Origin of the sequence: Serratia sp. JUb9 (genome assembly GCF_014298095.1) — a bacterium.
Taxonomy (GTDB): Bacteria; Pseudomonadota; Gammaproteobacteria; order Enterobacterales; family Enterobacteriaceae; genus Serratia_B; species Serratia_B rhizosphaerae.
In genome coordinates this window covers 4,454,882-4,480,448 of sequence record NZ_CP060416.1, presented here as the reverse complement: position 1 = coordinate 4,480,448, position 25,567 = coordinate 4,454,882, and the positions used below count along the sequence as shown (strand labels likewise).

The 25,567-nt window shown below is 60.2% G+C and carries 24 protein-coding genes and 2 pseudogenes; 4 read left to right on the top strand and 22 right to left on the bottom strand.

Features of this window, described 5'->3' with window-relative positions; genetic code table 11:
• Window positions 1-7 precede the first annotated feature (7 nt).
• Complete coding sequence (argF, locus tag HF675_RS21150) at window positions 8-1,027, bottom strand: ornithine carbamoyltransferase (RefSeq protein ID WP_111737832.1); 1,020 nt, start codon at window positions 1,025-1,027, stop codon at window positions 8-10.
• A gap of 162 nt (window positions 1,028-1,189) precedes the next feature.
• Between argF and rraB the strand changes: the two genes are divergently transcribed.
• On the top strand, window positions 1,190-1,612 hold the full coding sequence (gene rraB / locus HF675_RS21145; protein WP_105229574.1) for a ribonuclease E inhibitor RraB: 423 nt from the start codon (window positions 1,190-1,192) through the stop codon (window positions 1,610-1,612).
• Window positions 1,613-1,668: 56 nt separating this feature from the next.
• A complete protein-coding gene (locus HF675_RS21140) occupies window positions 1,669-2,430 on the top strand; it encodes a tRNA isopentenyl-2-thiomethyl-A-37 hydroxylase MiaE (protein ID WP_105229575.1) in 762 nt (253 codons plus the stop codon).
• Here HF675_RS21140 and HF675_RS21135 read toward each other — a convergent pair.
• The 5 genes from HF675_RS21135 to pepA form a co-directional block, all read right to left on the bottom strand.
• The gene (locus HF675_RS21135) at window positions 2,427-4,034 is read right to left on the bottom strand and encodes a GMC family oxidoreductase (RefSeq protein ID WP_187043739.1); all 1,608 of its coding nucleotides are present in this window, start codon (window positions 4,032-4,034) and stop codon (window positions 2,427-2,429) included. The two genes, HF675_RS21140 and HF675_RS21135, sit on opposite strands and share 4 nt — an antisense overlap.
• Before the next feature lie 231 nt (window positions 4,035-4,265).
• On the bottom strand, window positions 4,266-4,769 hold the full coding sequence (locus HF675_RS21130; protein ID WP_105229577.1) for a GNAT family N-acetyltransferase: 504 nt from the start codon (window positions 4,767-4,769) through the stop codon (window positions 4,266-4,268).
• A 212-nt stretch (window positions 4,770-4,981) separates the two neighbouring features.
• Window positions 4,982-7,858, bottom strand: a complete 2,877-nt coding sequence (locus HF675_RS21125; protein WP_187043738.1) for a valine--tRNA ligase — start codon at window positions 7,856-7,858, stop codon at window positions 4,982-4,984.
• Window positions 7,859-7,871: 13 nt separating this feature from the next.
• Window positions 7,872-8,321 carry a DNA polymerase III subunit chi gene (locus HF675_RS21120; RefSeq protein ID WP_105229579.1) on the bottom strand — a complete coding sequence of 150 codons (450 nt, stop codon included), beginning with the start codon at window positions 8,319-8,321 and terminating at the stop codon, window positions 7,872-7,874.
• Window positions 8,322-8,484: 163 nt separating this feature from the next.
• Window positions 8,485-9,996 (bottom strand): leucyl aminopeptidase, encoded by a 1,512-nt coding sequence (pepA, locus tag HF675_RS21115; RefSeq protein ID WP_105229580.1) that lies wholly within the window; start codon window positions 9,994-9,996, stop codon window positions 8,485-8,487.
• A gap of 282 nt (window positions 9,997-10,278) precedes the next feature.
• Here pepA and lptF point away from each other — a divergent pair, with 282 nt between their 5' ends.
• A complete protein-coding gene (gene lptF / locus HF675_RS21110; RefSeq protein WP_105229581.1) occupies window positions 10,279-11,373 on the top strand; it encodes an LPS export ABC transporter permease LptF in 1,095 nt (364 codons plus the stop codon).
• A complete protein-coding gene (lptG, locus tag HF675_RS21105; RefSeq protein WP_105229582.1) occupies window positions 11,373-12,443 on the top strand; it encodes an LPS export ABC transporter permease LptG in 1,071 nt (356 codons plus the stop codon). The genes lptF and lptG overlap by 1 nt, the downstream gene beginning before the upstream one ends.
• Before the next feature lie 88 nt (window positions 12,444-12,531).
• On the opposite strand, the gene HF675_RS21100 is transcribed toward lptG, so the two are convergent.
• The 16 genes and pseudogenes from HF675_RS21100 to HF675_RS21030 form a co-directional block, all read right to left on the bottom strand.
• Window positions 12,532-12,861 (bottom strand): multidrug efflux SMR transporter, encoded by a 330-nt coding sequence (locus HF675_RS21100; protein ID WP_015670686.1) that lies wholly within the window; start codon window positions 12,859-12,861, stop codon window positions 12,532-12,534.
• Between the two features lie 11 nt (window positions 12,862-12,872).
• Window positions 12,873-13,235 carry a multidrug efflux SMR transporter gene (locus HF675_RS21095; RefSeq protein ID WP_105233196.1) on the bottom strand — a complete coding sequence of 121 codons (363 nt, stop codon included), beginning with the start codon at window positions 13,233-13,235 and terminating at the stop codon, window positions 12,873-12,875.
• Window positions 13,236-13,293: 58 nt separating this feature from the next.
• A complete protein-coding gene (locus HF675_RS21090) occupies window positions 13,294-13,959 on the bottom strand; it encodes a hypothetical protein (RefSeq protein WP_111737828.1) in 666 nt (221 codons plus the stop codon).
• Between the two features lie 7 nt (window positions 13,960-13,966).
• Window positions 13,967-14,602 (bottom strand): phosphate propanoyltransferase, encoded by a 636-nt coding sequence (locus tag HF675_RS21085; protein WP_370569824.1) that lies wholly within the window; start codon window positions 14,600-14,602, stop codon window positions 13,967-13,969.
• Between the two features lie 33 nt (window positions 14,603-14,635).
• Window positions 14,636-15,070 carry a BMC domain-containing protein gene (locus tag HF675_RS21080; protein ID WP_187043737.1) on the bottom strand — a complete coding sequence of 145 codons (435 nt, stop codon included), beginning with the start codon at window positions 15,068-15,070 and terminating at the stop codon, window positions 14,636-14,638.
• 10 nt (window positions 15,071-15,080) lie between these two features.
• A complete protein-coding gene (gene cutD / locus HF675_RS21075; RefSeq protein WP_187043736.1) occupies window positions 15,081-16,028 on the bottom strand; it encodes a choline TMA-lyase-activating enzyme in 948 nt (315 codons plus the stop codon).
• A 65-nt stretch (window positions 16,029-16,093) separates the two neighbouring features.
• Window positions 16,094-18,472 (bottom strand): annotated as a pseudogene (cutC, locus tag HF675_RS21070) (choline trimethylamine-lyase); the annotation flags it as partial.
• Between the two features lie 72 nt (window positions 18,473-18,544).
• Window positions 18,545-19,498, bottom strand: a pseudogene (locus tag HF675_RS24015) (pyruvate formate lyase family protein); the annotation flags it as partial.
• 2 nt (window positions 19,499-19,500) lie between these two features.
• Complete coding sequence (locus HF675_RS21065; RefSeq protein WP_187043734.1) at window positions 19,501-20,712, bottom strand: 1-propanol dehydrogenase PduQ; 1,212 nt, start codon at window positions 20,710-20,712, stop codon at window positions 19,501-19,503.
• Between the two features lie 12 nt (window positions 20,713-20,724).
• Window positions 20,725-20,982 (bottom strand): EutN/CcmL family microcompartment protein, encoded by a 258-nt coding sequence (locus HF675_RS21060; protein WP_105229588.1) that lies wholly within the window; start codon window positions 20,980-20,982, stop codon window positions 20,725-20,727.
• A 24-nt stretch (window positions 20,983-21,006) separates the two neighbouring features.
• Window positions 21,007-22,596, bottom strand: coding sequence for an acetaldehyde dehydrogenase (acetylating) (locus HF675_RS21055; RefSeq protein ID WP_187043733.1), 1,590 nt, complete (start codon window positions 22,594-22,596; stop codon window positions 21,007-21,009).
• 90 nt (window positions 22,597-22,686) lie between these two features.
• Window positions 22,687-22,965 carry a BMC domain-containing protein gene (locus HF675_RS21050; RefSeq protein WP_105229590.1) on the bottom strand — a complete coding sequence of 93 codons (279 nt, stop codon included), beginning with the start codon at window positions 22,963-22,965 and terminating at the stop codon, window positions 22,687-22,689.
• A 13-nt stretch (window positions 22,966-22,978) separates the two neighbouring features.
• The gene (locus HF675_RS21045; RefSeq protein WP_015670697.1) at window positions 22,979-23,263 is read right to left on the bottom strand and encodes a BMC domain-containing protein; all 285 of its coding nucleotides are present in this window, start codon (window positions 23,261-23,263) and stop codon (window positions 22,979-22,981) included.
• 23 nt (window positions 23,264-23,286) lie between these two features.
• Window positions 23,287-23,565 (bottom strand): BMC domain-containing protein, encoded by a 279-nt coding sequence (locus HF675_RS21040; protein WP_015670698.1) that lies wholly within the window; start codon window positions 23,563-23,565, stop codon window positions 23,287-23,289.
• 501 nt (window positions 23,566-24,066) lie between these two features.
• Window positions 24,067-24,585 (bottom strand): FidL-like protein, encoded by a 519-nt coding sequence (locus HF675_RS21035; protein WP_187043732.1) that lies wholly within the window; start codon window positions 24,583-24,585, stop codon window positions 24,067-24,069.
• Window positions 24,582-25,379, bottom strand: coding sequence for a winged helix-turn-helix domain-containing protein (locus HF675_RS21030; RefSeq protein ID WP_105229592.1), 798 nt, complete (start codon window positions 25,377-25,379; stop codon window positions 24,582-24,584). The genes HF675_RS21035 and HF675_RS21030 overlap by 4 nt, the downstream gene beginning before the upstream one ends.
• Between the last annotated feature and the right edge of the window lie 188 nt (window positions 25,380-25,567).

Genomic DNA, 25,567 nt, shown 5'->3' with positions numbered 1-25,567 from the left:
CGTTTTCTTACCCTTCACGGCTCAGGGTGGCGACCATCACCGCCTTGATGGTGTGCAGACGGTTCTCCGCCTGATCGAACACGATGCTGTGCGGCGACTCAAACACCTCGTCGGTGACCTCCATGCCGCCGTACAGGCCGTACTGCTCGGCCATCTGTTTGCCGAGCGTGGTCTGGTCGTCGTGGAACGCCGGCAGGCAGTGCAGGAACTTGACCTGCGGGTTGCCGGTCTGGCGCAGCATCGCCATATTGACCTGATAAGGTTTGAGCAGCGCGATGCGCTCCTGCCACACTTCCTTTGGCTCGCCCATCGATACCCAGACGTCGGTATACAGGAAGTCGGCGTCTTTCACCCCGACGGCGATATCTTCGGTCAGGGTAATTTTACCGCCCTGGCGTTCGGCCAGCGCCTGGCACTCCGCCACCAGTTCCGCCTGCGGCCAGCAGGCCTTGGGCGCTACCAGACGCAGATCCATACCCGTCAGCGCCGCCGCCTCCAGCAGTGTATTGCCCATGTTGTTGCGCGCATCGCCGAGGTAGGCGAACTTCACCGCCGACAGCGGTTTGCCCGGCAGGTGTTCCTGCACCGTCAGCAGGTCGGCGAGCAGTTGGGTCGGGTGGAACTCATCGGTCAGGCCGTTCCAGACCGGCACGCCGGCGTAGTGCGCCAGCGTTTCCACCAGCGGCTGGCCGTAGCCGCGGTACTGAATACCGTCATACATGCGCCCCAGCACCCGGGCGGTGTCTTTCATCGACTCTTTATGGCCGATCTGGCTGCCGCTCGGGCCGAGATAAGTGACCTGCGCGCCCTGATCGAACGCGGCGACCTCAAACGCGCAGCGGGTGCGGGTGGAGTCTTTTTCAAAGATGAGCGCAATATTTTTCCCCTGCAGACGGCGGGTTTCACGACCCTGCTTTTTTGCCTGTTTCAGATCGGCGGCCAGCTGCAGCAGCGCCTGCAGCTCTGCCGGGGTGAAATCCATCAAGCGTAAAAAATGCCGCTGGTAAAAAGGGTTTATGCTGCTCATCGCCAGGTATCCTTTATTGTCTATTTTGAATTAAAATTCACTTTATATGTATGAATATTCAAATTCAACCCCGGGGCGGAAATCTTTCGTGATTAACGTGGCAGCGGCGCCGACGCTGTGTGAAAATAGAAGGAGTAAAAGCCATTTATTGAGGATAGAGTCATGGCAAACCGCGAATTGCTGGAAGAACAACGGGAAGAGACGCGTCTGATCATTGAAGAACTGCTGGAAGACGGCAGCGATCCGGACGCACTCTACACCATCGAGCACCATTTCTCTGCCGAAAAGTTTGAAATTCTGGAGAAGGCCGCGGTGGAAGCCTTCAAACTGGGCTACGAAGTGACCGACGCCGAAGAGCTGGAAGTGGAAGACGGCCAGGTGCTGATGTGCTGCGACGTGATCAGCGAAGTGGGCCTGAACCCGGACGTGATCGACGCGCAGGTTGAGCAACTGGTGGCGCTGGCGGAAAAATGCGGCGTTAACTACGACGGCTGGGGCACCTATTTTGAAGACCCGGACGGCGAAGACGGCGACGAAGAAGACGGCGAATTTATCGACGAAGACGACGACGGCAAGCGCCACTGATCGTTTCCCTGTTAACCACTCTGTAGGGCCGGCTCCCGCCGGCCTTTGAAGATCTTATGAATTACCCATCGTTACTTGCCCCGATTCTCTCTTTTCTGCACTGTGAAACCCCGGACGGCTGGATCGACGCCGCGCGCCGGCCGGAAAACCTGTCGCTGCTGCTGACCGACCATCTGGTGTGCGAGCTTAAGGCCGCCCAGACCGGCATGTGGCTGATCCGCCGCTACGTGGTGGACAAGGCGAGCGGCGATGCGCTGCTGGCGCTGCTGAAGCCGTATGAGACGTTTGTGCATGAAGAGCAGGGCGTGCCGGACGCGCTGTTCAACCAGAGCCAGTTCACCCGGAAACTGCTGCCGAAGCAGGGCTCCGCCTACGGCCAGGATCTGGTGGATAAAATGGTGCTGCTGATTAAAGAAGAGCTGCACCACTTTTCTCAGGTGCTGGGAATTATGCAGTCGCGCGGCATTGCCTATAAGAAGATTACCGCCAGCCGTTACGCCAAGCGGATGATCCGAGAGGTGCGCACCCACGATCCGGCGACGTTGATCGATAAACTGATCTGCGGCGCCTATATCGAGGCCCGCTCCTGTGAGCGCTTTGCCAAGCTGGCGCCGCATCTGGACGACGAGCTGCACCGTTTCTACCTGTCGCTGCTGCGTTCGGAAGCGCGCCACTACCAGGATTACCTGACGCTGGCGCAGCAGATCGCCGGCGAGGAAGATATCAGCGAGCGCGTCGCCTACTTCGGCCGTCTCGAAGCGGATCTGATCCTGTCGCCGGACAGCGAGTTCCGCTTCCACAGCGGCCTGCCGGCTTAATCCGGCGCGCCGAGGATCAGATCGACGGCCTTCTCGGCCAGCATAATGGTCGGCGCATTGGTGTTGCCGCTGGTAACCTGCGGCATCACTGAACCGTCGACCACTCTCAGCCGCTCAAAACCATGCACCCGCAGCTGCAGATCGGTGACCGAATCCGTGGCGTGCTGCCCCATGCGGCAGCTGCCCACCGGGTGATACACCGTTTTACAGAAGTTGCGCACAAACTCCTCCAGCTGCGCGTCATCGCGCTGCCAGTCCGGCTGCGGCATCAGCACCTCTTTGACTAATGGCTTCAGCGCCGCGGTCTGCAGAAAACGCAGGCCGAATTTTACCGCGCGCACGCAGCCGGCCAGGTCTTCCGGGTGGCCAAGGTAGTTGGCGTGCAGCTTGACCGCATCGGCCGGGTTGCGGCTGCGCAGCAGTACCTCGCCGCGCGCCTTCGGCTGCAGGTAGCCGACCTTCAGCGTAATGCCGTGGGTTTCGGGCAGCGGTTCGCCCGGCACATCGTCCCAGCCGTCGAGCAGCGGCAGGAAGTGCACCTGCACGTCGGGACGATCGCCGCCGCGGCTGTCGGCAAAGGCCGCGCCTTCCAGGATATTGGAGGTTAGCACGCCGCTGCGGAACGCCAGCCACTGCGCGCCGTGGCGCAGCGCCTGCAGGCCGCGGTCGGCGCCGAACAGGCTGACCGGCTGCCGGGTGCTGGCGTTGATCGACATATGCAAATGGTCGTGGAAGTTTTTGCCCACCGGCAGGTCGGCCAGCGGCGTGATGCCCAGCGATTCCAGGTGCGTGCGCGGGCCGATGCCCGACAGCATCAGCAGTTTGGGTGAGCCGACCGCGCCGGCGCTGATAATCACCTCCCGTTCGGCGAAGGCGCTCACCTCCGCGCCGCCGTTCTGGCTGTACACCACGCCGCGGGCGACGTTGTCTTCAATAATCACCCGGTGCGCCAGCGCGTTAAGTTTCACCACCAGCCGCTGCTGGTCACGCACTGCCTGCAGGTAGGTGCGCGCGGTGCTGGCGCGTTCGCCGTTGCGGGTGGTGGTCTGGTAGAAGCCGACGCCGTGCTGGCTGTCGCCGTTGAAGTCGTTGCGATAGGGCAGGTTCAGCTCCTGCCCGGCGCGGATAAACGCCATGCTGAGCGGATGGCGATAGCGGTTTTCACTGACCGGCAGCAGCCCGTCGTCGCCGTGAAATTCGCCGCACAGGCTTTCGTTGGCCTCCGCGCGTTTGAAATAAGGCAGCACATCGCGGTAGCCCCAGCCGTGGCAGCCGTACTGTTGCTCCCACGCGTCGAAGTCCTGCTGCTGGCCGCGGATATAGATCATGCCGTTGACCGAGCTGCTGCCGCCCAGCACTTTCCCCTGGGCGATCTGCATGCGCCGGTTATTGGCGTGCGGTTCCGGTTCGGTTTCATAGGGCCAGCTTTTCTTGGCGATAATCTTCGCCACCCCGGCCGGCATTTTGATAAACAGATTATTGTCGTCGCCGCCGGCTTCCAGCAGTAATACCCGCGCCTGCGTGCGGCGGATCAGCTGCGCCGCCAGCACGCAGCCGGCCGAGCCGGCGCCGACGATGATGTAATCAAAACGGTTGTCTGACATAGGCACTCCCTGTTGGCTGAACGAATCGCTGATAGCAGCGTAGTTCAGCCGGCAGGGCGGTCAAACATGCTTTCATTAATTTATTAATGAATATCACAATAAATTATGAAGAAATGATTTTTCGTGAATTTAACTGATTGAATATGGCAGATTTCTTTCTGAAAAAATCAATAATTCTGATGTTAATGGGTTCGCCGTGGGCAGGGTGTCCACGGCGGCATTGGGCGGGGGTTACAGCATCTTGAGCATGGTGACTTCGCAGTCGCCGTGGCCGGTGTGGCCCATGGCATGGTCGATATGGACAAAGCCAAGGTGCTGATACAGGCCAACGGCCTGCGTCAGGCTGGCGGTGGTTTCCAGATAGCAGCGCAGGAAGCCCTGTTCACGGGCGAAGTCCAGCGCCTGCAGCGCCAGCCGTTTTGCCAGCCCCTGTCCGCGCAGCGATGGCAGGAAATACATCTTCTGCAGTTCGCACACGTCCGCCTCGCCACCCGGCAGCGGAGCGACGCCGCCGCCGCCGGCCACCTGGCCGTTGAGTTCCACCACCCAGTAGGCGCTGCGCGGCCGGCTGTACAGCTGATACAGCGCATCGAGATCCGGGTCGGAAACGGTGTAGCCCTTATCCGCAGTGAGGCCGTGCTCGGCGGACACCTCGCGGATCACCTGGGCGATGGCGGCGTTATCGGCCGCCGTGATGGGGCGCACCTGCAGGCGCACGGGTGTTGCGGTTGTCATGTTTGCTCTCGCCATCCAAAAAAGATCGTCATTGTTTTTATTCCAGCAGCAAGCGCACCGGGCGTATTTCCCGGTGGAGCGTCCGTGCGGTATTGATAGTTTGTAATAACACCGATGCCGGGGCGGATGCAACGGCGAAAAAAAACAGCGGGGGTTAACCCGCTGTTCTGCGTGTGGCAATCCGTAGGGCGCATGCTGCAGCGCCCGCGGGATTACAGCGCGGCGATGGTCGCCTGCTGCTCTTGCAGTTTCACCTTGCCTTCTTTGCAGGCCGCCAGACGATCGCGCTCTTTGGCGACGACCGCTTCCGGCGCGCGTGAGACAAAGCCTTCGTTCGCCAGCTTGCCTTCAATCGCGGCAATCTCGCCGTCCAGCTTGGCCATCTCTTTCGTCAGGCGCGCGATTTCCGCGTCCTTGTCGATAAAGCCGGCCATCGGGATCAGCAGCTCGGCGCCGTCCACCAGTTTGGTGACGGAAACCGGGCCTTTCTCGCCGGCAGGCAGCAGCGCGATGGATTCCAGACGCGCCAGACGGGCGATAAAGTTCTGGTTGTCCTGCACGCGGCGCTGGGCATCGCCGTTGGCGTTGCGCAGCAGCACTTCCAGCGCTTTGCTTGGCGCGATGTTCATCTCGGCGCGGATATTACGCACCGCGATGATGGTCTGCTTGATCCACTCCAGGTCCGCCAGCGCCTGCTCATCTTCCAGCGCAGTGTCGTAGGCCGGGAACGGCTGCAGCATGATGGTATCGTCGCTGATGCCCTTCAGCAGCTTGACGCGCTGCCAGATGGTTTCGGTGATAAACGGAATGATCGGGTGCGCCAGGCGCAGCAGCGCTTCCAGCACGGTGATCAGCGTGTTGCGCGTACCGCGCTGTTCCGCCTCGCTGCCGTTGTTGATAACCGGCTTGGTCAGCTCCAGATACCAGTCGCAGAACTGGTTCCAGGTGAACTCGTACAGGATGCCGGCGGCGATGTCGAAACGGTAGCTGTCCAGCGCTTCGCGGTAGGCTTTCACCGTACGGTTGAATTCCGCCAGGATCCAGCGGTCCGCCAGCGACAGCTGCATCTCGCCGCCGTTGAAGCCGCAGTCGTGCTCTTCGGTGTTCATCAGCACAAAGCGGCTGGCGTTCCACAGTTTGTTACAGAAGTTGCGGTAGCCTTCCAGACGCTTCATATCCCAGTTGATATCGCGGCCGGTGGAGGCCAGCGCCGCCAGCGTAAAGCGCAGGGCATCGGTGCCGTGCGGTTCAATGCCGTTCGGGAACTGCTTCTCGGTGCGCTTGCGGATTTTCTCCGCCAGCTGCGGCTGCATCATGTTGCCGGTGCGTTTTTCCAGCAGATCTTCCAGCGAAATGCCGTCGATCATATCCAGCGGGTCAATCACGTTGCCCTTGGACTTGGACATCTTCTGCCCTTCGTCGTCGCGGATCAGGCCGGTCATGTAGACGGTGTGGAACGGCACCTGCGGCTTGCCGTTTTCATCTTTGATAAAGTGCATGGTCAGCATGATCATGCGGGCGATCCAGAAGAAGATGATGTCGAAGCCGCTGACCATCACGCTGGTCGGATGGAAGGTTTTCAGCGCGTCGGTCTGCTCCGGCCAACCCAGGGTGGAGAAGGTCCACAGGCCGGAAGAGAACCAGGTGTCCAGCACGTCTTCGTCCTGGCTGAGCGCCACGTCCGCCGCCAGGTTGTTGTCGCGGCGCACTTCTTCTTCATTACGGCCGACGTACACTTTGCCGTTGGCGTCGTACCAGGCCGGAATGCGGTGACCCCACCACAGCTGACGGGAGATGCACCAGTCCTGAATGTCGCGCATCCAGCTGAAGTACATGTTTTCGTACTGCTTCGGCACGAACTGGATATCGCCTTGTTCTACCGCTTCCACCGCCACTTTCGCCAGCGGCGCGGTGCGCACGTACCATTGGTCGGTCAGCATCGGCTCGATCACCACGCCGCCGCGGTCGCCGTAAGGCACCGTCAGGTCGTGCGGTTTGATCTCGTCCAGCAGGCCGAGCTCTTCAAAGGCGGCCACCACGGCTTTACGCGCGGCGAAACGCTCCAGGCCGCGGAACTGCGCCGGGATGTCGCTGCTGTACGCGTCGCTGGCTTCACCCAGCGTATCGAACACTTCCGCTTCCTGACGGATATCGCCGTCGAAAGTCAGAATGTTGATCATCGGCAGGCCGTGGCGCTTGCCCACTTCATAGTCGTTGAAGTCGTGCGCCGGGGTGATTTTCACGCAGCCGGTGCCTTTTTCCATATCGGCGTGCTCATCGCCGACGATACGGATGCGGCGGCCCACCAGCGGCAGCACGATCTCTTTGCCGATCAGGTCTTTGTAACGCGGGTCTTCCGGGTTGACCGCCACGCCGGTGTCGCCCAGCACGGTTTCCGGGCGGGTGGTGGCGACGATCAGGTAGTCTTTACCTTCGGCGGTTTTCGCGCCGTCGGCCAGCGGGTAGCGCAGGTGCCACATGGAACCTTTGGATTCGCGGTTTTCCACTTCCAGATCGGAGATGGCGGTGCGCAGCTTCGGATCCCAGTTCACCAGGCGCTTGCCGCGGTAGATCAGGTCTTCATTGTACAGGCGGACAAACACTTCCTTCACCGCGTTGGACAGGCCGTCGTCCATGGTGAAGCGCTCGCGCTCCCAGTCTACCGAGTTGCCGAGGCGGCGCATCTGGCGGGTGATGGTGCCGCCGGATTCCGCCTTCCACTGCCAGATTTTGTCGATAAACGCGTCGCGGCCGTAATCGTGGCGGGTTTTGCCTTCTTCCGCGGCGATTTTGCGCTCCACCACCATCTGGGTGGCGATGCCGGCGTGGTCGGTGCCCGCCTGCCACAGGGTGTTTTTACCCTGCATGCGCTGGTAGCGGATCATGGTGTCCATGATGGTCTGCTGGAAAGCGTGACCCATGTGCAGGCTGCCGGTGACGTTCGGCGGCGGGATCATGATGCAGAAGCTTTCCTGGCTGGTATCGCCATTGGGCTTGAAGTAACCTTGGCTCTCCCAGTGATCGTACAGTTTCTGTTCGATCTGGGACGGGTTGTAGGCGGTATCGAGCTGACTGTTTGTCTTTTCCATTTTATTTCGTAATTCAGTGAGTTGGCGGCGTTGCCGTGGTCAATTGGAAGCCGACGCTGCGATAGGCTTTGTATCGGTCGCGCGCCAACTGTTTTAAGGTTTCTTCATAAGGGACAAAGTCTACCACTTCATGGAAAGCGGTGGCAAAGTCCGCAAACTGCGGCAGCAGGGCGATCAGCAGATCGCGCGGGGCGTTGCCGCGCTTGCCGGGCCAGCACAGCTCCACCGGCGCGCCGTAGTGCGGCCCTTCGCCTGCCAGGTTGTGCGGTACAAACTGGTGCGGATCGCGCTGCCACAGCGCTTCATCCAGCCGGATGGCCTGTTCCTGACTTTCACAGGCGATCAGCACCCGTTTGCCGGCGCGGAAGGCGTCGGCAGCCACGGTGCAGGCCACGGCCTCGTGTGCGCTGAGCGCGCCCGCCGGGTCTGCATTGTCGAGCAAGTAAAACGTCGCCTGTTTCATCTGGGTCCACCGCTGCCGATAAAAAAACAGGGCACAACATGTCGGTTGCGCCCTTTTAGGGAACGGAGCAGATAACTCTGCTCCTTCGCTGCTGAGAGGATTATATACCCAATAGATTTCAAGTTGCAGCCAGCAAGGCGGCGGCTTGAAAGATGAAGGGTATTTAATCGTCGCCGTTTTGCCCGGCCCGGTTGAGCAGGAACTGCGACAGCAGTGCGACCGGACGGCCGGTCGCGCCTTTGGCCTTGCCGGAGCGCCAGGCGGTGCCGGCGATATCCAGGTGCGCCCAGCTGTACTTGCGGGTAAAGCGCGACAGGAAGCAGGCGGCGGTGATCGCCCCGCCCGGACGGCCGCCGATATTCGCCATATCGGCGAAGTTGGAGTCCATCTGCTCGTAGTATTCGTCGGCCATCGGCAGACGCCATGCGCGGTCGCCGGCCTGCTCGGAGGCGCCGATCAGTTCGTGCGCCAGCGGGTTGTGGTTCGACATCAGCCCGGTGATATGGTGGCCGAGCGCGATCACGCAGGCGCCGGTCAGGGTGGCGATATCAATCACCAGCTCCGGTTCGAAGCGCTCGACGTAGGTCAGGGTGTCGCACAGCACCAGACGGCCTTCGGCGTCGGTGTTCAGCACCTCCACCGTCTGGCCGGACATGGTGGTCAGCACGTCGCCCGGACGGTAGGCGCGCCCGCCCGGCATGTTTTCACAGCCGGCCAGCACGCCGATCACGTTCAGCGGCAGCTTCAGTTCCGCCACTACGCGCATCACGCCGTAGACCGTCGCCGCGCCGCACATGTCGTATTTCATCTCGTCCATGCCTTCGCCCGGCTTGAGCGAGATGCCGCCGGAGTCAAAGGTCAGGCCCTTGCCGACCAGCACGATAGGCTTGGCGTCCGGGTTAGGATTGCCTTTATATTCCATTACCGACATCAATGATTCGTTCTGCGAACCGGCGCCGACCGCCAGATAGGCGTTCATGCCCAGCTCTTTCATCTGCTGCTCGCCGATCACGCGGGTGGTGACATTGGTGCTGAAGGCGTCCGCCAGCTGGCGCGCCTGCGAGGCCAGATAGCCGGCGTTACAGATGTTCGGCGGCATATTGCCGAGATCTTTCGCCGCCTTGATGCCGGAGGAAATTGCCAGGCCGTGCTGGATGGCGCGTTCGCCGCTGGTCAGTTCACGGCGGGTCGGCACGTTGAACACCATTTTGCGCAGCGGACGGCGCGGCTCCACCTTGTTGCTTTTCAGCTGGTCGAAGGTGTACAGCGTCTCTTTGGCGGTCTCCACCGCCTGGCGCACCTTCCAGTAGGTGTTGCGGCCTTTGACGTGCAGCTCGGTCAGGAAGCAGACCGCTTCCATGGAGCCGGTGTCGTTAAGGGTATTGATGGTTTTCTGAATCACCTGCTTGTACTGGCGTTCATCCAGTTCGCGCTCTTTACCGCAGCCGATAAGCAGGATACGTTCGGAGAGGATGTTAGGCACGTGATGCAGCAGCAATGTCTGGCCGACCTTGCCTTCCAGTTCACCACGGCGCAACAGGGCGCTGATATAACCATCACTGATTTTGTCGAGTTGTTCTGCGATAGGCGACAGGCGGCGCGGTTCGAAAACGCCGACTACAATACAGGCACTGCGCTGTTTTTCCGGGCTACCGCTTTTTACACTGAACTCCATGCACTCTCCTGAATCTTAAAGACAAAGGCGGGAGGTACGGCTAGAATAACCAGCTCCGTAACGATCTCCCGCCGTTGAGTTAACTAAAGTATGTTAACCTGAACGGCGTAAATTGTTCTGTTTTGGCGACTATAGGTTTGTTCCTATAGGGCACCCAAACGGCTTGATGTTGTAATACTATTTTAGCTGTGAAGGTTGCCATATGATGAGAATAAATGGCGGATTAGCGAAGAAACTATCGATTTTCCTGCAAAAAGACAAGTTTTCACAGGCGTAATAAGCGTGATTATCATTAGATATCTGGTACGGGAAACGCTCAAGAGCCAAATCGCGATCCTGTTCATCCTGCTGCTGATCTTCTTTTGTCAGAACCTGGTCAGGGTGTTAGGGGACGCGGTGGACGGCGATGTCCCGACAAATTTAGTATTATCCCTGCTCGCACTGAGCGTGCCGAAAATGGCGCAGCTCATTCTACCGTTAAGCCTGTTTCTTGGCTTGCTGATGACGCTTGGACGGCTGTACACCGAAAGTGAAATTACGGTGATGCACGCCTGTGGCCTGGGCAAACGCACCCTGATTGTCGCCGCGATGGTGCTGGCGCTGTTCACCGCTCTCGCCGCCGCTGCCAACGTGTTCTGGATCGGCCCGTGGGCCTCCAGCCATCAGGATGAGGTGGTTGCCGAAGCCAAGGCCAACCCGAGCGTGGCCGGGCTGGCGGAAGGGCAGTTCAAGCCGTCGCAGGACGGCAATGCGGTGCTGTTTATCGGCAACGTCAAGGGCAACACCTTTAACGACGTGTTCCTGGCGCAGCTGCGGCCGAACGGCAACCAGCGCCCGTCGGTGGTGGTGGCGGAACATGGCAAGATCAACCAGTCGAAAGACGGTTCGCAGGTGGTGACGCTGGATAAAGGCACCCGCTTTGAGGGCACCGCGCTGCTGCGCGATTTCCGCATCACCGATTTCAGCGACTACAAGGCGGTGATTGGCCACCGCGCCGTCGTTGCAGACAATACCGAAGCCGAGCAGATGCCGATGAGCGCCCTGTGGCAGTCCGACGATCAGGACGCGCGCGCCGAGTTCCACTGGCGCCTGACGCTGGTGGTCTCCGTGGTGCTGATGGCGCTGCTGGTGGTGCCGCTCAGCGTGGTGAACCCGCGTCAGGGGCGTGTGCTGAGCATGCTGCCGGCTATCCTGCTGTATCTGATCTTCTTCCTGCTGCAGACCTCGCTGCGCTCCAACGCCGGTAAGGGCAAGCTGGACCCGATGCTGTGGATCTGGCTGGTGAACGCGGTGTATCTGGCGATCGCGCTGGCGCTCAACCTGTGGGATACCGTGCCGATGCGTAAGCTGCGCGGACGTCTGAGAGGAGCTGCCTGATGTTTGGCGTATTAGACCGCTATATCGGTAAAACCATCTTCAACACCATTATCATGACGCTGTTCATGCTGGTGTCGCTGTCCGGCATCATCAAGTTTGTCGACCAGCTGCGCAAGGTGGGGCAAGGGGAGTATTCGGCGCTGGGCGCGGGGGTGTATACCCTGCTGAGCGTGCCGAAGGATATTGAAACCTTCTTCCCGATGGCGGCGCTGCTGGGCGCGCTGCTGGGGCTGGGGCAGTTGGCGACGCGCAGTGAACTGGTGGTGATGCAGGCTTCCGGCTTTACGCGGCTGCAAATTGCCGGTTCGGTGATGAAAACCGCCATCCCGCTGATGCTGCTGACCATGGCGATCGGCGAATGGGTGGCGCCGCAGGGCGAGCAGATGGCGCGCAACTACCGCGCGCAGCAGATGTACGGCGGTTCGCTGCTGTCCACCAAGAGCGGCCTGTGGGCGAAAGACGGCAACGACTTTATCTATATCGAGCGGGTCTCCGGCAAGAACGAGCTGTCCGGCGTCAATATCTACCACTTTAACGACCAGCGCCGGCTGGAAACGGTGCGCTATGCCGCAACCGCCAGCTTTGAAGACGGCGTGTGGAAACTGTCGCAGGTGGATACATCGGATCTGACCAACGAGAAGCAGGTCACCGGCACCCAGATGCTGAACGGGGAGTGGAAGACCAACCTGACGCCGGATAAGCTGGGCGTGGTGGCGCTGGACCCGGATTCGCTCTCCATCAGCGGTCTGCACAACTATGCTAATTACCTGAAGCAGAGCGGCCAGGAAGCCAGCCGTTATCAGCTGAACATGTGGAGCAAAATTTTCTCGCCGCTGTCGGTGGCGGTGATGATGCTGATGGCGCTGTCGTTTATCTTCGGCCCGTTGCGCAGCGTGCCGATGGGGGTGCGCGTGGTGACCGGCATCAGCTGCGGCTTCCTGTTCTACGTGCTGGACCAGATCTTCGGCCCGCTCAGCCTGGTGTACAGCATGCCGCCGGTGCTGGGGGCGCTGTTGCCGAGCCTGCTGTTCCTGTCGGTCAGCGTGTATATGCTGCTCAAGCGCAAGTAACGCGCGTTTGATAGCAAAAAGGGTCGAAGCTTGCTTCGACCCTTTTTTGATCCCGGCGACCGGAAGGCCGTTTTGTGGTGAGAAAACGCTACATCTGCGAGAAGGTGTTCATGATGATGCCGCCGCCGATGATCAGCGCCATGGCGAAGATGGCCGGCAGGTCGGGTTTTTGCTTATACAGCAGCATCGACACCGCGGTCACGCCGACGATGCCAAAGCCGCACCACAGCGAATAGGCCACCCCTACCGGCATATAGCCCATTGCCCGGGTCAGTGCGAAATAACACAGGCAGTACGCACAGATTACCAGCAGAGAGGGACCGAATTTCTTAAAGCTGTTGGTTTTTTTAATCATCGAGGTGCCGGTGATTTCGGCGCCGATAGACAATGCCAGCCACAGAAAGCCAATATTAAACATGTGCCGCTCCCTTACTCTGACTCTGCCGAGCCCATTTTAGAAAACAGGTTCATAATCACGATGCCGCTGGCGATAATCGCCATGCTGATCATCGCCGGGATATCGGGATGCTGGCCGTAAAACACCATGCCCAGCGTCGACACCAGCAAAATACCGGTGCCCGACCAGGTGGCGTAGGCCAGACCGACGGGGATGTACTTCACCGCGTTCGACAGGGCGTAATAACAGGCGCAATACAGCACGACGATAAGGCCCAGCAGCAGGGTTTTGGTGGTGCCCTCGCTGTTATCGAACATCTTTAACGTTGAGGTGGCTGAGGTCTCGGACGCTATCACCAACAACATCCAGAGCCAGGACTTCGCTTTCGATGACATACTCTGTTTCTCCTGATAAATGATAATTTCCATAACGTTGGGGGAATGTTTTTTTTGGTTATTGGCTTCCTCGTTGGTATTCCAGCGCCAGATCGGTCAGCCTGGCGCCCGGCGGGCAGCGGCCGTTGCGCTGTTTGAGTTCGCTGAGGGTGATATAGCCGCCGGCCGTCCCGACGTCGGCCGCAGGCGGCACCGCCGGTGACAGCATCTGATCCAGGCTGCAGAACTGTATGCCGCGCTGCGCCAGCCGGGGCAGATTGTCCGCCAGCGAGTGCGCGTCTGCGCTGCGGCCAAGCCCTTTGAGCCGGTTTAATTCGCTGTGCGGATTGCAGTTGTAATCCAGCGCCAGCACCGGCGTGTTATGCAGCCGCGCCAGCTGAATGCAGCGAGCGGCTTCAGACTGAAACAGGTCGTGGGCGACTTCCGCTGCGGTGGCGAAATCCAGGAAGGGTGCGATGACGCGATCGATGTTTTCCAGCGCGCCGACTTGCGCCATCTCCTCCAGGGTGACAACGTGGCCCAGCTGCCGCCAGGCGTCTGCCGGGTGAACAGCCTGCGCCCTGTCGGCAAACAGCACCTGCGGCGCGAAGTGACGACAGTGCTGCAAACGCGCCAGAATGATTTCGTGGTAGCCGTCTGCGGCGGTGAGCAGCAGCAACAGCCGCGGCCGCATACGCATCAGTACGGCATTCACGATGCGGTCGAGAGTGTCGTCTTGCATCATCGCCCCCTCAGCCCGCCAGCGTGACGCTGTCGCCGGAGGCCAGTCCGGCGGCGTTGGCTTCATCGGTGTCAATGTGCAGTTCCAGCGCAAAGCTGTCTTTCACGCGCACCACCACCTGGTCGAAGACCAGCGCGCGCTGGCCTGCCGTTTTGACCCGCACCGCCTGACCGTTGCTCACTCCCAGCCGGGCGGCGTCCAGCGGTGACATATGGATATGCCGCTGGGCGCAAATCACCTGCGAACGCAGCGCGACATAGCCCGCCGGGCCGGCCAACATTGCGTCGCCGGAGGCCTGCAGCTGGCCGGACTCGCGCACCGGCGCTTTCACCCCGAGGGTAAAGCAGTCGGCCTTGGAGATTTCCAGCTGCGAAACGTCCCGCGCCGGCCCCAGCACCCGCACCTTGCCAATCGCGCCCTTCGGCCCGACGATGGTCACGCACTCTTTGGCGGCGAACTGTCCCGGCTGGCGCAGTTCCTTCAGCTGCGTCAGTTGGTAACCCGGGCCGAACAGCGCCTCGATATCCGGCTGCGACAGGTGGACATGGCGGTTGGAGACGCCAACCGGGATTGCCATCTCCGACGGCAGCGGCTGCGCCTGCGCCAGGTTGTGACGCACCTTTTCCAGTAACGATGCTTTAAACATAGGGTTGTTCCTGACTGTTAAGAGACGCTGTCGTTATTTCTGATCCTTTTTGCCGCCGGCCCGGTTTTCGGTGCGCGCGGGTTGTTTAGCCTCGGCGGTCGGCGGCGGGGCATCGTCCCGTTTGTCGGCCGGAGCGGCTGCGGCGGCGCTCGGTGCGATGGCGGCATCGTCGTCTGACGGCGTCAGGGCGTTACCCGCCAGACCATTCAGCAGTGCTACCACCTGTTGGCCCGGACGGGCGATAACCAACCGGCCGCGGATAAACGTCGGCTGGCCGACGGCGGCGACGCCGCTGTCAACGGCGCTTTTCACCGCGCTGATCTCGCCGCCGAGGAATACGTTAACCAGACCGGCGCCGATCTTCTTGTAACCCAGCAGCGTGACCGAGGCGGATTTACAGGCCGCGTCGGCGGCCTGAATGGCGGCGGTGAGGCCGTAGGTTTCAATGACTCCCAGGCTTAACTTCATGTGATTCTCCTTAGTGCCTTACCAGTCTGATGTCGAAATCAAAGCGTTGGAAAAACGCCGCCAGTTGATCCAGCTCTTGCTCGCTGTAGCTGGGGTCGTGCTGAATGGGATAGACCATGTCGAGCCGGTCGTATTTGGTGTTGCCCAGCTGGTGGTAAGGCAGCACGTCGATGCGGCTGATATTGCCGTGCCGCGCCAGCGCGGTGACATAGTCAATCGCGCCGGTGATGGCGTCGTAGGAGTCGTTGTAACCGCGCACCAGCGGCATACGCACCACGATATGGGCGCCAAGCTCCACCAGGCGCTCCAGGTTGCGCTTCACGCCTTCGTTGCCGACGCCGAACAGTTCGCGGTGGCGGTCGCTGTCGATATGCTTGATGTCGAACAGGAACATATCGGTGCAGGTCGCCAGCTTTTCGTAGTTGGCCAGCGGCGTGGTGCCGTTGGTCTCAATGGCGGTGTTGATCATCATTTTTTTGCATTCGGTCAGCAGCGCGACAGCAAAGTCCGCCTGCAGGCTCAGCTCGCCGCCGCCCAGCGTCACGCCGCCGCCGGAGGCGTAGTAAAAGTCGACGTCCTGCAGGATGATGTCCATCAGCTCCCGCACCGTGACGTCTTTGCCCATAATGTCCAGCGCGTCGCTGATGCACACCTCTTCACACTTGCGGCAGCCGATGCAGTCGATCTGACGGTCAACCCGATGCTGTGGGTCGCCCTGCGGGTTTTTGATCATCGAGTGGATGCCCACCGGGCAGACATCGACGCACTGACCGCAGTCCACGCACTTGTCGCGGGAGTACATCACCTGAAACTGGCTGCTGAGCCCTTCAGGGTTGGCGCACCAGGCGCAGCGGATGTTGCAGCCTTTGAAAAAAATCAGGGTGCGGATACCGTCTCCGTCATAGATCGAGTATTTCTGGATGTTAAAGATGCGACCCTTTTGCTCCATGTTATCCATGGTTATCGTTACCTCATTAGTCGGGCGGTGGGATAACGCCTCCCTGCGTCATCCCCGGCGCAATATCAGAACTTCTCAATCACCGTACGGCTGATGATTTCGTCCTGAACCTCTTTGCACAGCTCCACGAAGTAGGCGCTGTATCCCGCAACCCGCACGATCAGGTCGCGGTATTTCTCCGGCTCCAACTGGGCTTTTTTCAGCACCTCGTTATCGACATAGCTGAACTGCATCTGGCCGTTGCCGAGAATCGAAGCGGTGCGCAGCAGGGTGATCAGCCCGCCCTTGCCTTCCGGCGTGTCCAGCAGCCCTTTGAGGAACTTGAAGTTGTGCACCATGCCGATGTTCATGGTCTCCACGTTCATTTTGCTGACGGACTTGATGATGGCGGTCGGCCCCTGTTTGTCCGCGCCCTGGGTCGGGCTGATGCCGTCGGACAGCGGCATCCAGGCCAGACGGCCGTTCGGCGTCGCCGCCGTCAGCTCGCCGATTGGCGTGTTGTTGGAGATGGACAGGGTGCCGTGGCTCAGGCGCGAGTAGAGCATCTTGTACTGACGGCATTCGCGCTCCGTCCACTCGGTGATATCGAGGGCGAACTGATCCACGCTGTCGTCGTCGTTGCCGTACTTCGGCGCGTTCAGACAGTCGCGGCGCAGCTGTTCGTAGCCTTCGAAGTTGGCCAGCAGCGCATCGCGGATCTGCTCCAGGGTGTATTTACGATCCTGATACACCAGCTTGCGGATGGCGGCCATCGAGTCGACATAGGTCGCGAGGCCAGAGAAGATCAGGCCGGGGCCGTGGTTGATCACCGCGCCGCCGGCGGCGACGTCGAGGCCTTTTTCCATACAGCCTTCCACCAGCAGCGACATCAGCGGTTTGGGCGCGACGTCGCGGTGCACTCGCTGGCTGATTACGGTGCCGATGGCGGAGAGTTTGACGATATGCGCCACCTGCTCCTTCACCGCCCGGTCAAAGTCCTCATAGGTTTTCAGCGTGTGCAGCTCGCCGGTATCCAGGCCCTGATAGCTGTCGAACAGCACCATGCGGCCGCGGTTGAGCACAAATTCGATGGCGATCGGCCACTGGGTGTAGCCGGTGGAGGTCCACTGGTAGATGCGGCCCGATTTTTGCGGCTCCACGCAGCCCATCAGGCAGTAGTCGCGCGCGTCTTCAAAGTCGAACCCTTTACGCAGCATCATCTTGATGTGGGAATCATCGAAGTGACAGGCCGGGAAGCCCATGCCGGCTTTCACCACCTCGACGATTTTTTCCATATACTGCTGCGGCGACTGGTTGTGAATGCGGCAGGCCAGCGACGGCTGGTACACTTTGACAAAGCGCACCGCATCCATAATCAGATAGGTCAGTTCGTTACAGGCGTCGCCGCCGCTGCGCTTCTGGCCGCCCACGGTCAGGTTGATAAACGGCTGATAGCCGGCGAAGTACTTGGCGCCCTGTTCGCTGGACATCCACATCAGCTCGGCGCACTTGATGATAAACGCCTGCATCATCTCCAACGCCTGCTCCTGCGTCAGGCGGCCGGAGGCGATATCCGCCTGGTACATCGGGTAGCAGTACTGATCCAGACGCCCCAGCGACAGGCCGGTCTGGTTCTCTTCCACTTCAAACAGCGACTCCACCGTCCAGATGCTCTGCAGCGCTTCCTGCAGGGTCTGCGGCGGGTTAGCCGGCACGTTGTCGTTGGTTTCCGCAATGGTCAGCAGCTCGGCGCGCCGCGCCGGATCGTGCTCCTGCGACGCCAGCTCGCGCGCCTTGTCGGCGAGGCGTCTGGCATAGTTCATCACGCCGTCGCAGGTTTCGATCGCCGCCTTGTAGAAGTAGATCTTGTCGATATCTTCCGGATTTTCCATGCTCAGCGCGTTGAGGCGCTGCTGGGCGTCGGCCTTGATGCCGTTCATGCCCTTGGTGAACAGCAGGATGTCGTAGCCGGGGCAGGTGTCGCCGCCGCCGTTGATCTGGTGGTAGGAGAGATCGCTGACGAAGGTCTCGCCGCTGAACGACCAGACGCCGGCCTCGCGGTACTGCGCTTCGCAGATCTCATCCAGCGAGCGGCCTTCCCAGAACGGTACGATCTGTTCGCGGATGATCTGTTTGTCTTCTTCGGCGATCTCGAACGGATCCTGCGGGCGGGTGCTCATGGTATCCAGCTCGTCCTTCACCCAGCGCCAGGCGATATCCGGCGAGAAGGCGCCGGCGCGCGGTTTGCCGCACGGGTGGCCGACGATCAGTTCGTCCGGCTGGATCAGGATCGGCGCGCTTTCACAGGCGGCGCGGAACGACTTGGCGCGCAGCAGAATGGTCGGCAGGCCCGGGTTGTTTTTCGCCACCTCGGTAAAGGCCAGGGCGCGGAAGATGGAGACGCTCGGGCGGGCGTCCAGGTAATTGTCGCGCAGGCGCTGCAGACGCGGCGTCAGGCCCGGCATCAGTTGACCGGCGCTTGGTGCCGGCTGCGTGCCGGCGGCGGCATGGTGCTGAATAGGGGAGGCGGACCGGCTGCCAAACAGCCGGACGCGCAGCGCCGGGTTGACGCTTTCCAGGTTGCGGCGTGCGGCCAGCAGCATGGCGGACAGTTCGTTAATGACCAGCGCCGGGTCGTCGATGCTTACGCCGCGCAGCATGGCGTCGAACATCGGGTAGCCGTCCTGCTCGCAAGGGGCGCGCACTTCTGACAGCTCGCACAGTTTTAACCACAGGCACTCGACGATCTCATAGGCCTGCGCCGGCGTCAGGATGCCCTGAGCGATATCGTGCTGGTAGAAGCCGTACAGCAGCTTGTCGAAACCGCCCGGGCTGACCGCGTAGCTGCCGTTTTCCAGGTGCAGCGCCAGCTGGAACAGGTAGAACGCCTGGCACGCCTCTTTAAAGCTGCCTGCGCCCTGCGCCGGCACTTTTCTCAGAATGGCGGCCGCCTCGCGCAGCTCGGCCTGACGGTAAGGGTGGTTTTCCACCGCGGCCAGATTTTCCGCTTTGTCAGCCAGCTTCTGCGCCAGATGAACGACGGCGTTGCAGGCGTAAATTATCGCGCGGCACTGGTTGGCTTCATCCAGTGCGCCGCGGCTGACCGCGCTGCCGATACTTCTGGCGCGGTCTTCCATTTCGGCGCCGATGGCGCTCAGGCCTTTGGTAATCACCGCCAGATAGTCAGGTGAGGACTGGCCCGGTGCGGTAAAGGTGGAAGGGGTGCGCAGCTCGCTTTCGCTGTGGAAAATGGCGGCGCGCGGGGCGGAGGACTGGCTGCCGATAATCAGCTCATCCGGGCCGATATAGCCGGGCAGTTTTTTCACCAGCTCATTGAAGCGCCGGGCATGGCGAACCTGAGCCGGCTGGCCGGCCACGTCGTCATGCAGCGTTTCCAGCAGGCTGGCGCGCTCGGTGCTGATGGTGCTGTTCTGGGATAAAAAGCGTTCCGCCAGCTGCTGTACGCGCGGCGTCAGTGCATAGTGTGCCATGTTCAATATCTCCTGATTCCTTCGCCTTGCACGTTGTCGCGCAAAGTCCGTAAGCTTGATGATGGGTCGTTGCCGGCGGCACCGTGGTAAGCGCGGCGCAGCATGCTTTCGAGGTCGGCGAGGCTGACCTCACGCGGGTTGGTTGGCGTGCAGCCGTCATGCAGCGCCTGATGCGCCATTTCGTTCAGGCAGACCTGGAAGCGGTGCTCGTCCAGCCCGGCAGCGTGCAGGCTGGCCGGCATGTTCATTTCCTGTTTCAGCGTGGCGATTGCCACCAGCAGGCTGTTAACCCCTTCGCGCGCGCTGGCGGCCGGCAGCGCCAGCAGGCGCGCCAGTGCGGCATATTTATGGGCGGCGGGGGTGGCGCACTCTCCGTCCAGATCGGCGTTAAAAGCGATGGCCTCATGCATCAGCAGCGCATTGGCCCGCCCGTGCGGTACGCCGAACATGCCGCCGAGGGCGTGCGCCATGCTGTGGGTGACCCCGAGCGAGGCGTTGGTGAACGCCATACCGGCCATGCAGGAGGCGTTATGCATTTTCTCGCGCGCCAGCATATCGCTGCCTTGTTGGTAGCAGGGCAGCAGATGGTGGAACACCAGCTGCACCACCTTTTCCGCCAACGCGTCGCTGAAATCGCTGGCGCGCCGTGAGACATAGGCTTCCAGCGCATGGCACAGCACGTCCATGCCGGTGTCGGCGGTAATCACCGGCGGCACCGACGCCACCAGCTGCGGGTCAAGAATGGCGACGTCGGGCAGCATAAACTCATCCACCAGCACCAGCTTTTCACTGCGCGCTTTGATGACGGAAAAGCTGGTGACCTCAGAGCCGGTGCCGCTGGTGGTGGGAATCGCGACGAAGCAGGGGCGTGGACGCCGGCTCTCCTGGCGACAGTGCCACAGCGTGTACATCACCGCTTTGGCCGCATCGATCACCGAGCCGCCGCCCAGAGCGATAATCAGCTCGGGGTAGTCGTCGTCCATCATCTTCATCCCGCTGACGATGGCGGCGATATCCGGATCGGAGGCGACGCTGTCATACTGGCGGCAGCGCACCTGCTGCTGTTGGAGCAGACGCGTCACCTGCTCCGCCATCCCCAGTTTCACCATCGCCTGATCCGTCACCAAAAACGCCGAACGGCCGGGCAGATCCCGCAGCGCGTTCAGTGCGTCCGCACCGAAATGGATTTTTGGCTTAATCAGAAATTCATTCATGCCTGCTTCCTCTTAACGCTCCCGGTGAACCTTCTCGACAATGGCGACGATCGACATGGCCTTGTAGCGCTCTTTGTTCAGCGCGAAATACTCCTCCACCAGCACCAGGTCATCCTCCCCGGCGCCGACGCTGTCGACCGCCACATAGGTCCGGTCTTTGATGGCCTGCAGGTCATCCCCCAGCGCCGTCACCAGCAGCAGGTTGCTGCCGCGCAGTTCGTCGCTTTTCTGTGTGGCCACCACGTGTCCGGTTACCCTTGCGAGAATCATTGCTTATCACCTCTTATTGCCGTGTTACCGGGACATACGGCCAAGCACCGCTTTGATAATGTGCTCGACGTTTTCTTCGTTGATGTCGTTGGCCGCCTGCGCCGCCGACGGGCTTACCGCGCCGAAACGGTCGTCGGCCTGAGCGCACGGCGACTGCGCGCCGGCCTGCGGCCCCTGCTGGAAGCGTGAGTCAGCGAAAATACTGGTGTTGTGGTCCGGTTGGCTGCTGCTCTGCCGGGCGGGCTGACGCAGATCGTCGATGCTGCGCACGCCGTAGCCGACCTTGCGGATATTGATCAGATTCAGCGGCCCGACGTTATCGGAGGTGGAACCGCCGCCGACGGCGCCGCAGCCGAGGGTCAGCGCCGGTATCAGGTTGGTGGTGGCGCCGATGCCGCCCAGCGCGGCGGGGGTGTTGATCAGAATGCGGTGCACCGGTTTTTGCAGCGCAAACTCGCGGATCACCTGCTGGTTCTGCGTGTGGATCACCAGCGTATGTCCCAGGCCTTCGTTGGTGAGCAGCTCAACCACGCGGTCGCAGGCGTGCATCCAGTCTTCTTCGATATACAGCCCCAGTACCGGACAGAGCTTTTCACGGGCGTACGGGTTGCTGCGCGACACACTGTCCTGCAGGGCGATCAGCACCCGGGTGTTCGGCGGTACGTTGAAGCCGGCGCGCTCGCTGAGGTAGATCGCGGTTTTGCCGACGATTTCCGGGTTGATCATGCCGTTCGGCCGCAGCAGAATATTGGCCAGGCGGCGGGCTTCGTCGTCATTCAGGAAGTACGCGCCCTGCGCCAGCAATTCGCGGTGCACATCCTGATAGATGCATTTCTCCACGATGATCGACTGCTCAGAGGCGCAGATCACGCCGTTATCGAAGGTCTTGCTGGTGATGATGTCGCCGACCGCCTGTTTGACATCGGCGCTGCGCTCGATAAACGCCGGGCCGTTGCCCGGGCCGCCGCTGATGGTCGGCGTGCCGGAACTGTAGGCGGCGCGCACCATGCCTTCGCCGCCGGTCGCCAGGATCAGCGCCACGTCTTTGCTGTGCATCAGGGTTTTGGTCGCATCCAGCGTCAGCTGGGTCAGGCCGTCGACGATGCCGGCCGGCGCACCGGCCTGCAGGGCGGCATGTTTGACGACTTCAATCGCCCGCTGGCTGCACTGGCGGGCGTTCGGGTGCGGGGAGAAGATAATCGCGTTGCCGGCCTTCAGGGCAATCAGCGTTTTGTAGAAAATGGTCGAGGTCGGGTTGGTGGATGGCACCAGCGCCGTGATGACCCCCAGCGGTACGCCGACGTCCATCACCTTGGTTTCCCGATCGTCGTGCAGAATACCGACGGTTTTGATTGCTTTAATATGCGAATAGACGTGCTCGGAGGCGAAGATATTTTTTAATACTTTATCCTGCCAATTACCGAAGCCGGTTTCTTCATGCGCCAGCTTAGCTAACTCTTCCGCGTGCTGAGCGGCATATTGCGCAATCTGTTTAATAATTTCGTCGATCTTTTCCTGTGAATAACCGGCGAATATTTTTTGCGCCTGTTTGGCGTTATTAATTAAATTTCTCGCCTGCTGAATAGATTGTAAATCCGGATCTAATGTCGTCATTAGTCTATTCCCCTGAATAGGAAATTAATGGGTACTCTCGGCGGTAGGGTAATAATGTCTATCGTGCTTTAACTATTCTCCCGGCTGTTATCAGGTTTTATGTTTAGCGGCGATTTTCTCAATATCGTTATGCGGGCGGGCAATCACCCGCGAAGAGACCACGTGGCCGATACGGCCGGCGGCCTCAAGGCCTGATTCCACCGCGGCGTTCACCGCGCCGACGTCGCCTCTTACCATCACGGTCACCAAGCCGGAACCCACGTTCTCATAGCCGATCAGCGCGATATTGGCGGCCTTGCACATGGCATCGGCGGCTTCAATCGCCGGCACCAGCCCTTTGGTCTCGATCAATCCGAGTGCGTCTTTCATGTACGGCTCCTGGTTATTCGGCAACTTTGTACTGTGCGACGATTTTCTGAATGTCGTTGTGCGGACGGGCGATAACCAGCGAGGTCACCACTTCACCGACGCGCTGCGCCGATTCCACGCCGGAGTCGACCGCCGCCTTCACCGCGCCGACGTCGCCTTTCACCATCGCGGTGACCAGGCCGGAACCGACGTTCTCGTAGCCGATCAGCTCCACGTTGGCCGCTTTACACATGGCGTCTGCCGCTTCTATGCAGGCCACCAGCCCTTTGGTTTCAATCAATCCTAATGCGTCACCCATGATCGTTCTCCCGATTCAGGTCGTTATGCCTTGTGTTTAATAACGATTTTGTTGATGTCGTTGTGCGGACGGGCAATCACCAGCGAAGTCACCACTTCACCGACGCGCTGCGCCGATTCCACGCCGGAGTCGACCGCTGCCTTCACCGCGCCGACGTCGCCTTTCACCATCGCGGTCACCAGCCCGGAACCGACGTTTTCATAGCCGATCAGTTCGACGTTGGCTGCTTTACACATGGCGTCCGCCGCTTCCACACAGGCCACCAGCCCTTTGGTTTCGATCAGACCTAATGCATCACCCATGATTGTTTCCTCCACAAAGTCAGTTGATGGGGTCATCACCCGACTGCGCCGTGGGCCATTTGCCCCTGATACGGCCAGTCACTGGCACTATACCCCTTAAGTGATAATGCAAAATATAAATTCAATATGTTCGACATATTTAGTTTAAACATCTTATTTTCACGCTAATCACCCCGTTAATTTATCTGTTAATGCTGATTTTCTTGCGGGTAATAGCCGTGCTTACTGGTGAAAAAAGGCGGCTGCGGCGTTTCATCACTCCCCGTCTCAAGCTTGTTAATAAAGTTGTTATCAGCCGGATTTTTTCGGTAACCGGGCAGGGCGCAGAGTGTGGCCCAGCGCAAGTTTTTATCCGGCCGCAGCCCCGGCCTTAAACGTGGCGGCGGGCGGTTTCAGCAGAGAAGGGGACGGGTTAACCTGGAAGGGATGCAGCGAAGAGGCGCAAAGCGCGGTGCCGTACATGTAAAACACCGCGCAAATAACAGAGTAAAGGAAAGGGAATCAGTGGGCTGCGCCGGGCTTCAGCGTGCAGATATACAGCGGCGAGTTGATTGAACTGAGCAAGACCGTACGCGGGTTGATTTGCTCCACCGCCAGCAGCAGGCCGTCGTGGCTGTCTGACATTTCCCGCATAAAGTAGTCAAAAATCACGTCCGGCGACTGGTCGATGGAGGACTTGCTGGCGACCCAGCGGTTGATGCGGTAATAGCGGGTGCCGGGCGAGATACGCTTGCTGGTGTAATCAAACTGCACGTAGCGCTGTAAATAGAGCCAGCCGGCGGCGGAGTCGGAATAGCCTTCTACCACGATCGAACCTTTATTGTCGGCGTTAAAGCTGAAATGGATATTAACGTTGACGGATTCGGTCTCGGTATCTTCAAAATGCATAATCGCTTTGGTGGAGCAGTTTAACAGATCGTTACGCCAAATGGCTTCGTGCCGGGCGGCGATAAATATTGCCAGCAGCAGCAACAGCACAGAGCCGAAGAAAAAGCATTTCCCCCAGACTAATTTTTTCATACTGGCTTCCATGAATAATAAAAATAGTTATCGCAGTAGCTGAACGAATTATCCTGATGTTTGACGCAGTGCGCGAGGAAGGTGCGGCCTAATCCGTTGGACTGCAGCTTATCGCCGTAAAAGAACAGAAACTGCTCCCCATTATGGTATTTGATGCCTTTCTTTTTCTTCACTGCGTTAAAGTTCTGCAGGTAATTATTGCGCATGCGCTGGTCCAGCATCATGTCGGTGGAAAACACCTCGACCGGCGTCTGCGCCAGCTGTGAAAAGCGCAGCGGCGTCAGGCTGCGGCCGTTGCTCCACGACCAGCCGAACAGCGCCAGCGCCAGCAACACCAGAACCGCGCCGCTGTAGCCCCAGTAGTGGTCATGTTCGCCGGCGGCAGCGGACGGCGGCGCGCTTGCCGGCTCTGCGGCAGGCGGCGCGGGTTCGCTGGCCAGCACGGCGGGGTGCAGCGGTGCGTCGTCAATCACCTCTATCTGCAGCTCGGGGTTCAGCTCCAGCCGGCCACGCGATACGGTGACGATCACGTTGTCGATGCCGTAGCGGCGGAACGCCTTGCGCAGCATGCTCAGATACTGGTTGAGGTTGCTGTTGGAAGAGACCAGGCCGTTATCGTCCCAGACGCGTTTCATAACGTCGTCGCGGCTGATAACGCCGGGATGCTGGATAATAAAGAACAGCAGGGCGTTGGCGGTGATGGTGAGCTGGGTATCGGACTTACCGCCGTCATTCAGCCGGAGTGAACCTTCGGTGGCGTCATAATCAAGAAAGGCATTTATTCTGTACTTCATTATCGCCCCCCAGGGTGTTGATAGCTCGCCATCGACCCGCTGCTGCCGGCATAGCCGGCAATGATGCCCAGCGCGGCATGGGAGATTTATCTAAACATGTGAACAATGATGCTGCGAATCATAGCCAGCGGCAGGTGGGGGGGACTTGATCGAGGTCAAGCCCCTTCCCGGCGGGGGAGCGACAAGCT

What these genes read in the sequence shown, in the direction of transcription:
- argF (WP_111737832.1), bottom strand. Translation starts at nt 1,027, where the DNA reads ATGAGCAGCATAAACCCTTTTTACCAGCGGCATTTTTTACGCTTGATG.
- rraB (WP_105229574.1), top strand. Translation starts at nt 1,190, where the DNA reads ATGGCAAACCGCGAATTGCTGGAAGAACAACGGGAAGAGACGCGTCTG.
- HF675_RS21140 (WP_105229575.1), top strand. Translation starts at nt 1,669, where the DNA reads ATGAATTACCCATCGTTACTTGCCCCGATTCTCTCTTTTCTGCACTGT.
- HF675_RS21135 (WP_187043739.1), bottom strand. Translation starts at nt 4,034, where the DNA reads ATGTCAGACAACCGTTTTGATTACATCATCGTCGGCGCCGGCTCGGCC.
- HF675_RS21130 (WP_105229577.1), bottom strand. Translation starts at nt 4,769, where the DNA reads ATGACAACCGCAACACCCGTGCGCCTGCAGGTGCGCCCCATCACGGCG.
- HF675_RS21125 (WP_187043738.1), bottom strand. Translation starts at nt 7,858, where the DNA reads ATGGAAAAGACAAACAGTCAGCTCGATACCGCCTACAACCCGTCCCAG.
- HF675_RS21120 (WP_105229579.1), bottom strand. Translation starts at nt 8,321, where the DNA reads ATGAAACAGGCGACGTTTTACTTGCTCGACAATGCAGACCCGGCGGGC.
- pepA (WP_105229580.1), bottom strand. Translation starts at nt 9,996, where the DNA reads ATGGAGTTCAGTGTAAAAAGCGGTAGCCCGGAAAAACAGCGCAGTGCC.
- lptG (WP_105229582.1), top strand. Translation starts at nt 11,373, where the DNA reads ATGTTTGGCGTATTAGACCGCTATATCGGTAAAACCATCTTCAACACC.
- HF675_RS21100 (WP_015670686.1), bottom strand. Translation starts at nt 12,861, where the DNA reads ATGTTTAATATTGGCTTTCTGTGGCTGGCATTGTCTATCGGCGCCGAA.
- HF675_RS21095 (WP_105233196.1), bottom strand. Translation starts at nt 13,235, where the DNA reads ATGTCATCGAAAGCGAAGTCCTGGCTCTGGATGTTGTTGGTGATAGCG.
- HF675_RS21090 (WP_111737828.1), bottom strand. Translation starts at nt 13,959, where the DNA reads ATGATGCAAGACGACACTCTCGACCGCATCGTGAATGCCGTACTGATG.
- HF675_RS21085 (WP_370569824.1), bottom strand. Translation starts at nt 14,602, where the DNA reads ATGTTTAAAGCATCGTTACTGGAAAAGGTGCGTCACAACCTGGCGCAG.
- HF675_RS21080 (WP_187043737.1), bottom strand. Translation starts at nt 15,070, where the DNA reads ATGAAGTTAAGCCTGGGAGTCATTGAAACCTACGGCCTCACCGCCGCC.
- cutD (WP_187043736.1), bottom strand. Translation starts at nt 16,028, where the DNA reads ATGGATAACATGGAGCAAAAGGGTCGCATCTTTAACATCCAGAAATAC.
- HF675_RS21065 (WP_187043734.1), bottom strand. Translation starts at nt 20,712, where the DNA reads ATGAATGAATTTCTGATTAAGCCAAAAATCCATTTCGGTGCGGACGCA.
- HF675_RS21060 (WP_105229588.1), bottom strand. Translation starts at nt 20,982, where the DNA reads ATGATTCTCGCAAGGGTAACCGGACACGTGGTGGCCACACAGAAAAGC.
- HF675_RS21055 (WP_187043733.1), bottom strand. Translation starts at nt 22,596, where the DNA reads ATGACGACATTAGATCCGGATTTACAATCTATTCAGCAGGCGAGAAAT.
- HF675_RS21050 (WP_105229590.1), bottom strand. Translation starts at nt 22,965, where the DNA reads ATGAAAGACGCACTCGGATTGATCGAGACCAAAGGGCTGGTGCCGGCG.
- HF675_RS21045 (WP_015670697.1), bottom strand. Translation starts at nt 23,263, where the DNA reads ATGGGTGACGCATTAGGATTGATTGAAACCAAAGGGCTGGTGGCCTGC.
- HF675_RS21040 (WP_015670698.1), bottom strand. Translation starts at nt 23,565, where the DNA reads ATGGGTGATGCATTAGGTCTGATCGAAACCAAAGGGCTGGTGGCCTGT.
- HF675_RS21035 (WP_187043732.1), bottom strand. Translation starts at nt 24,585, where the DNA reads ATGAAAAAATTAGTCTGGGGGAAATGCTTTTTCTTCGGCTCTGTGCTG.
- HF675_RS21030 (WP_105229592.1), bottom strand. Translation starts at nt 25,379, where the DNA reads ATGAAGTACAGAATAAATGCCTTTCTTGATTATGACGCCACCGAAGGT.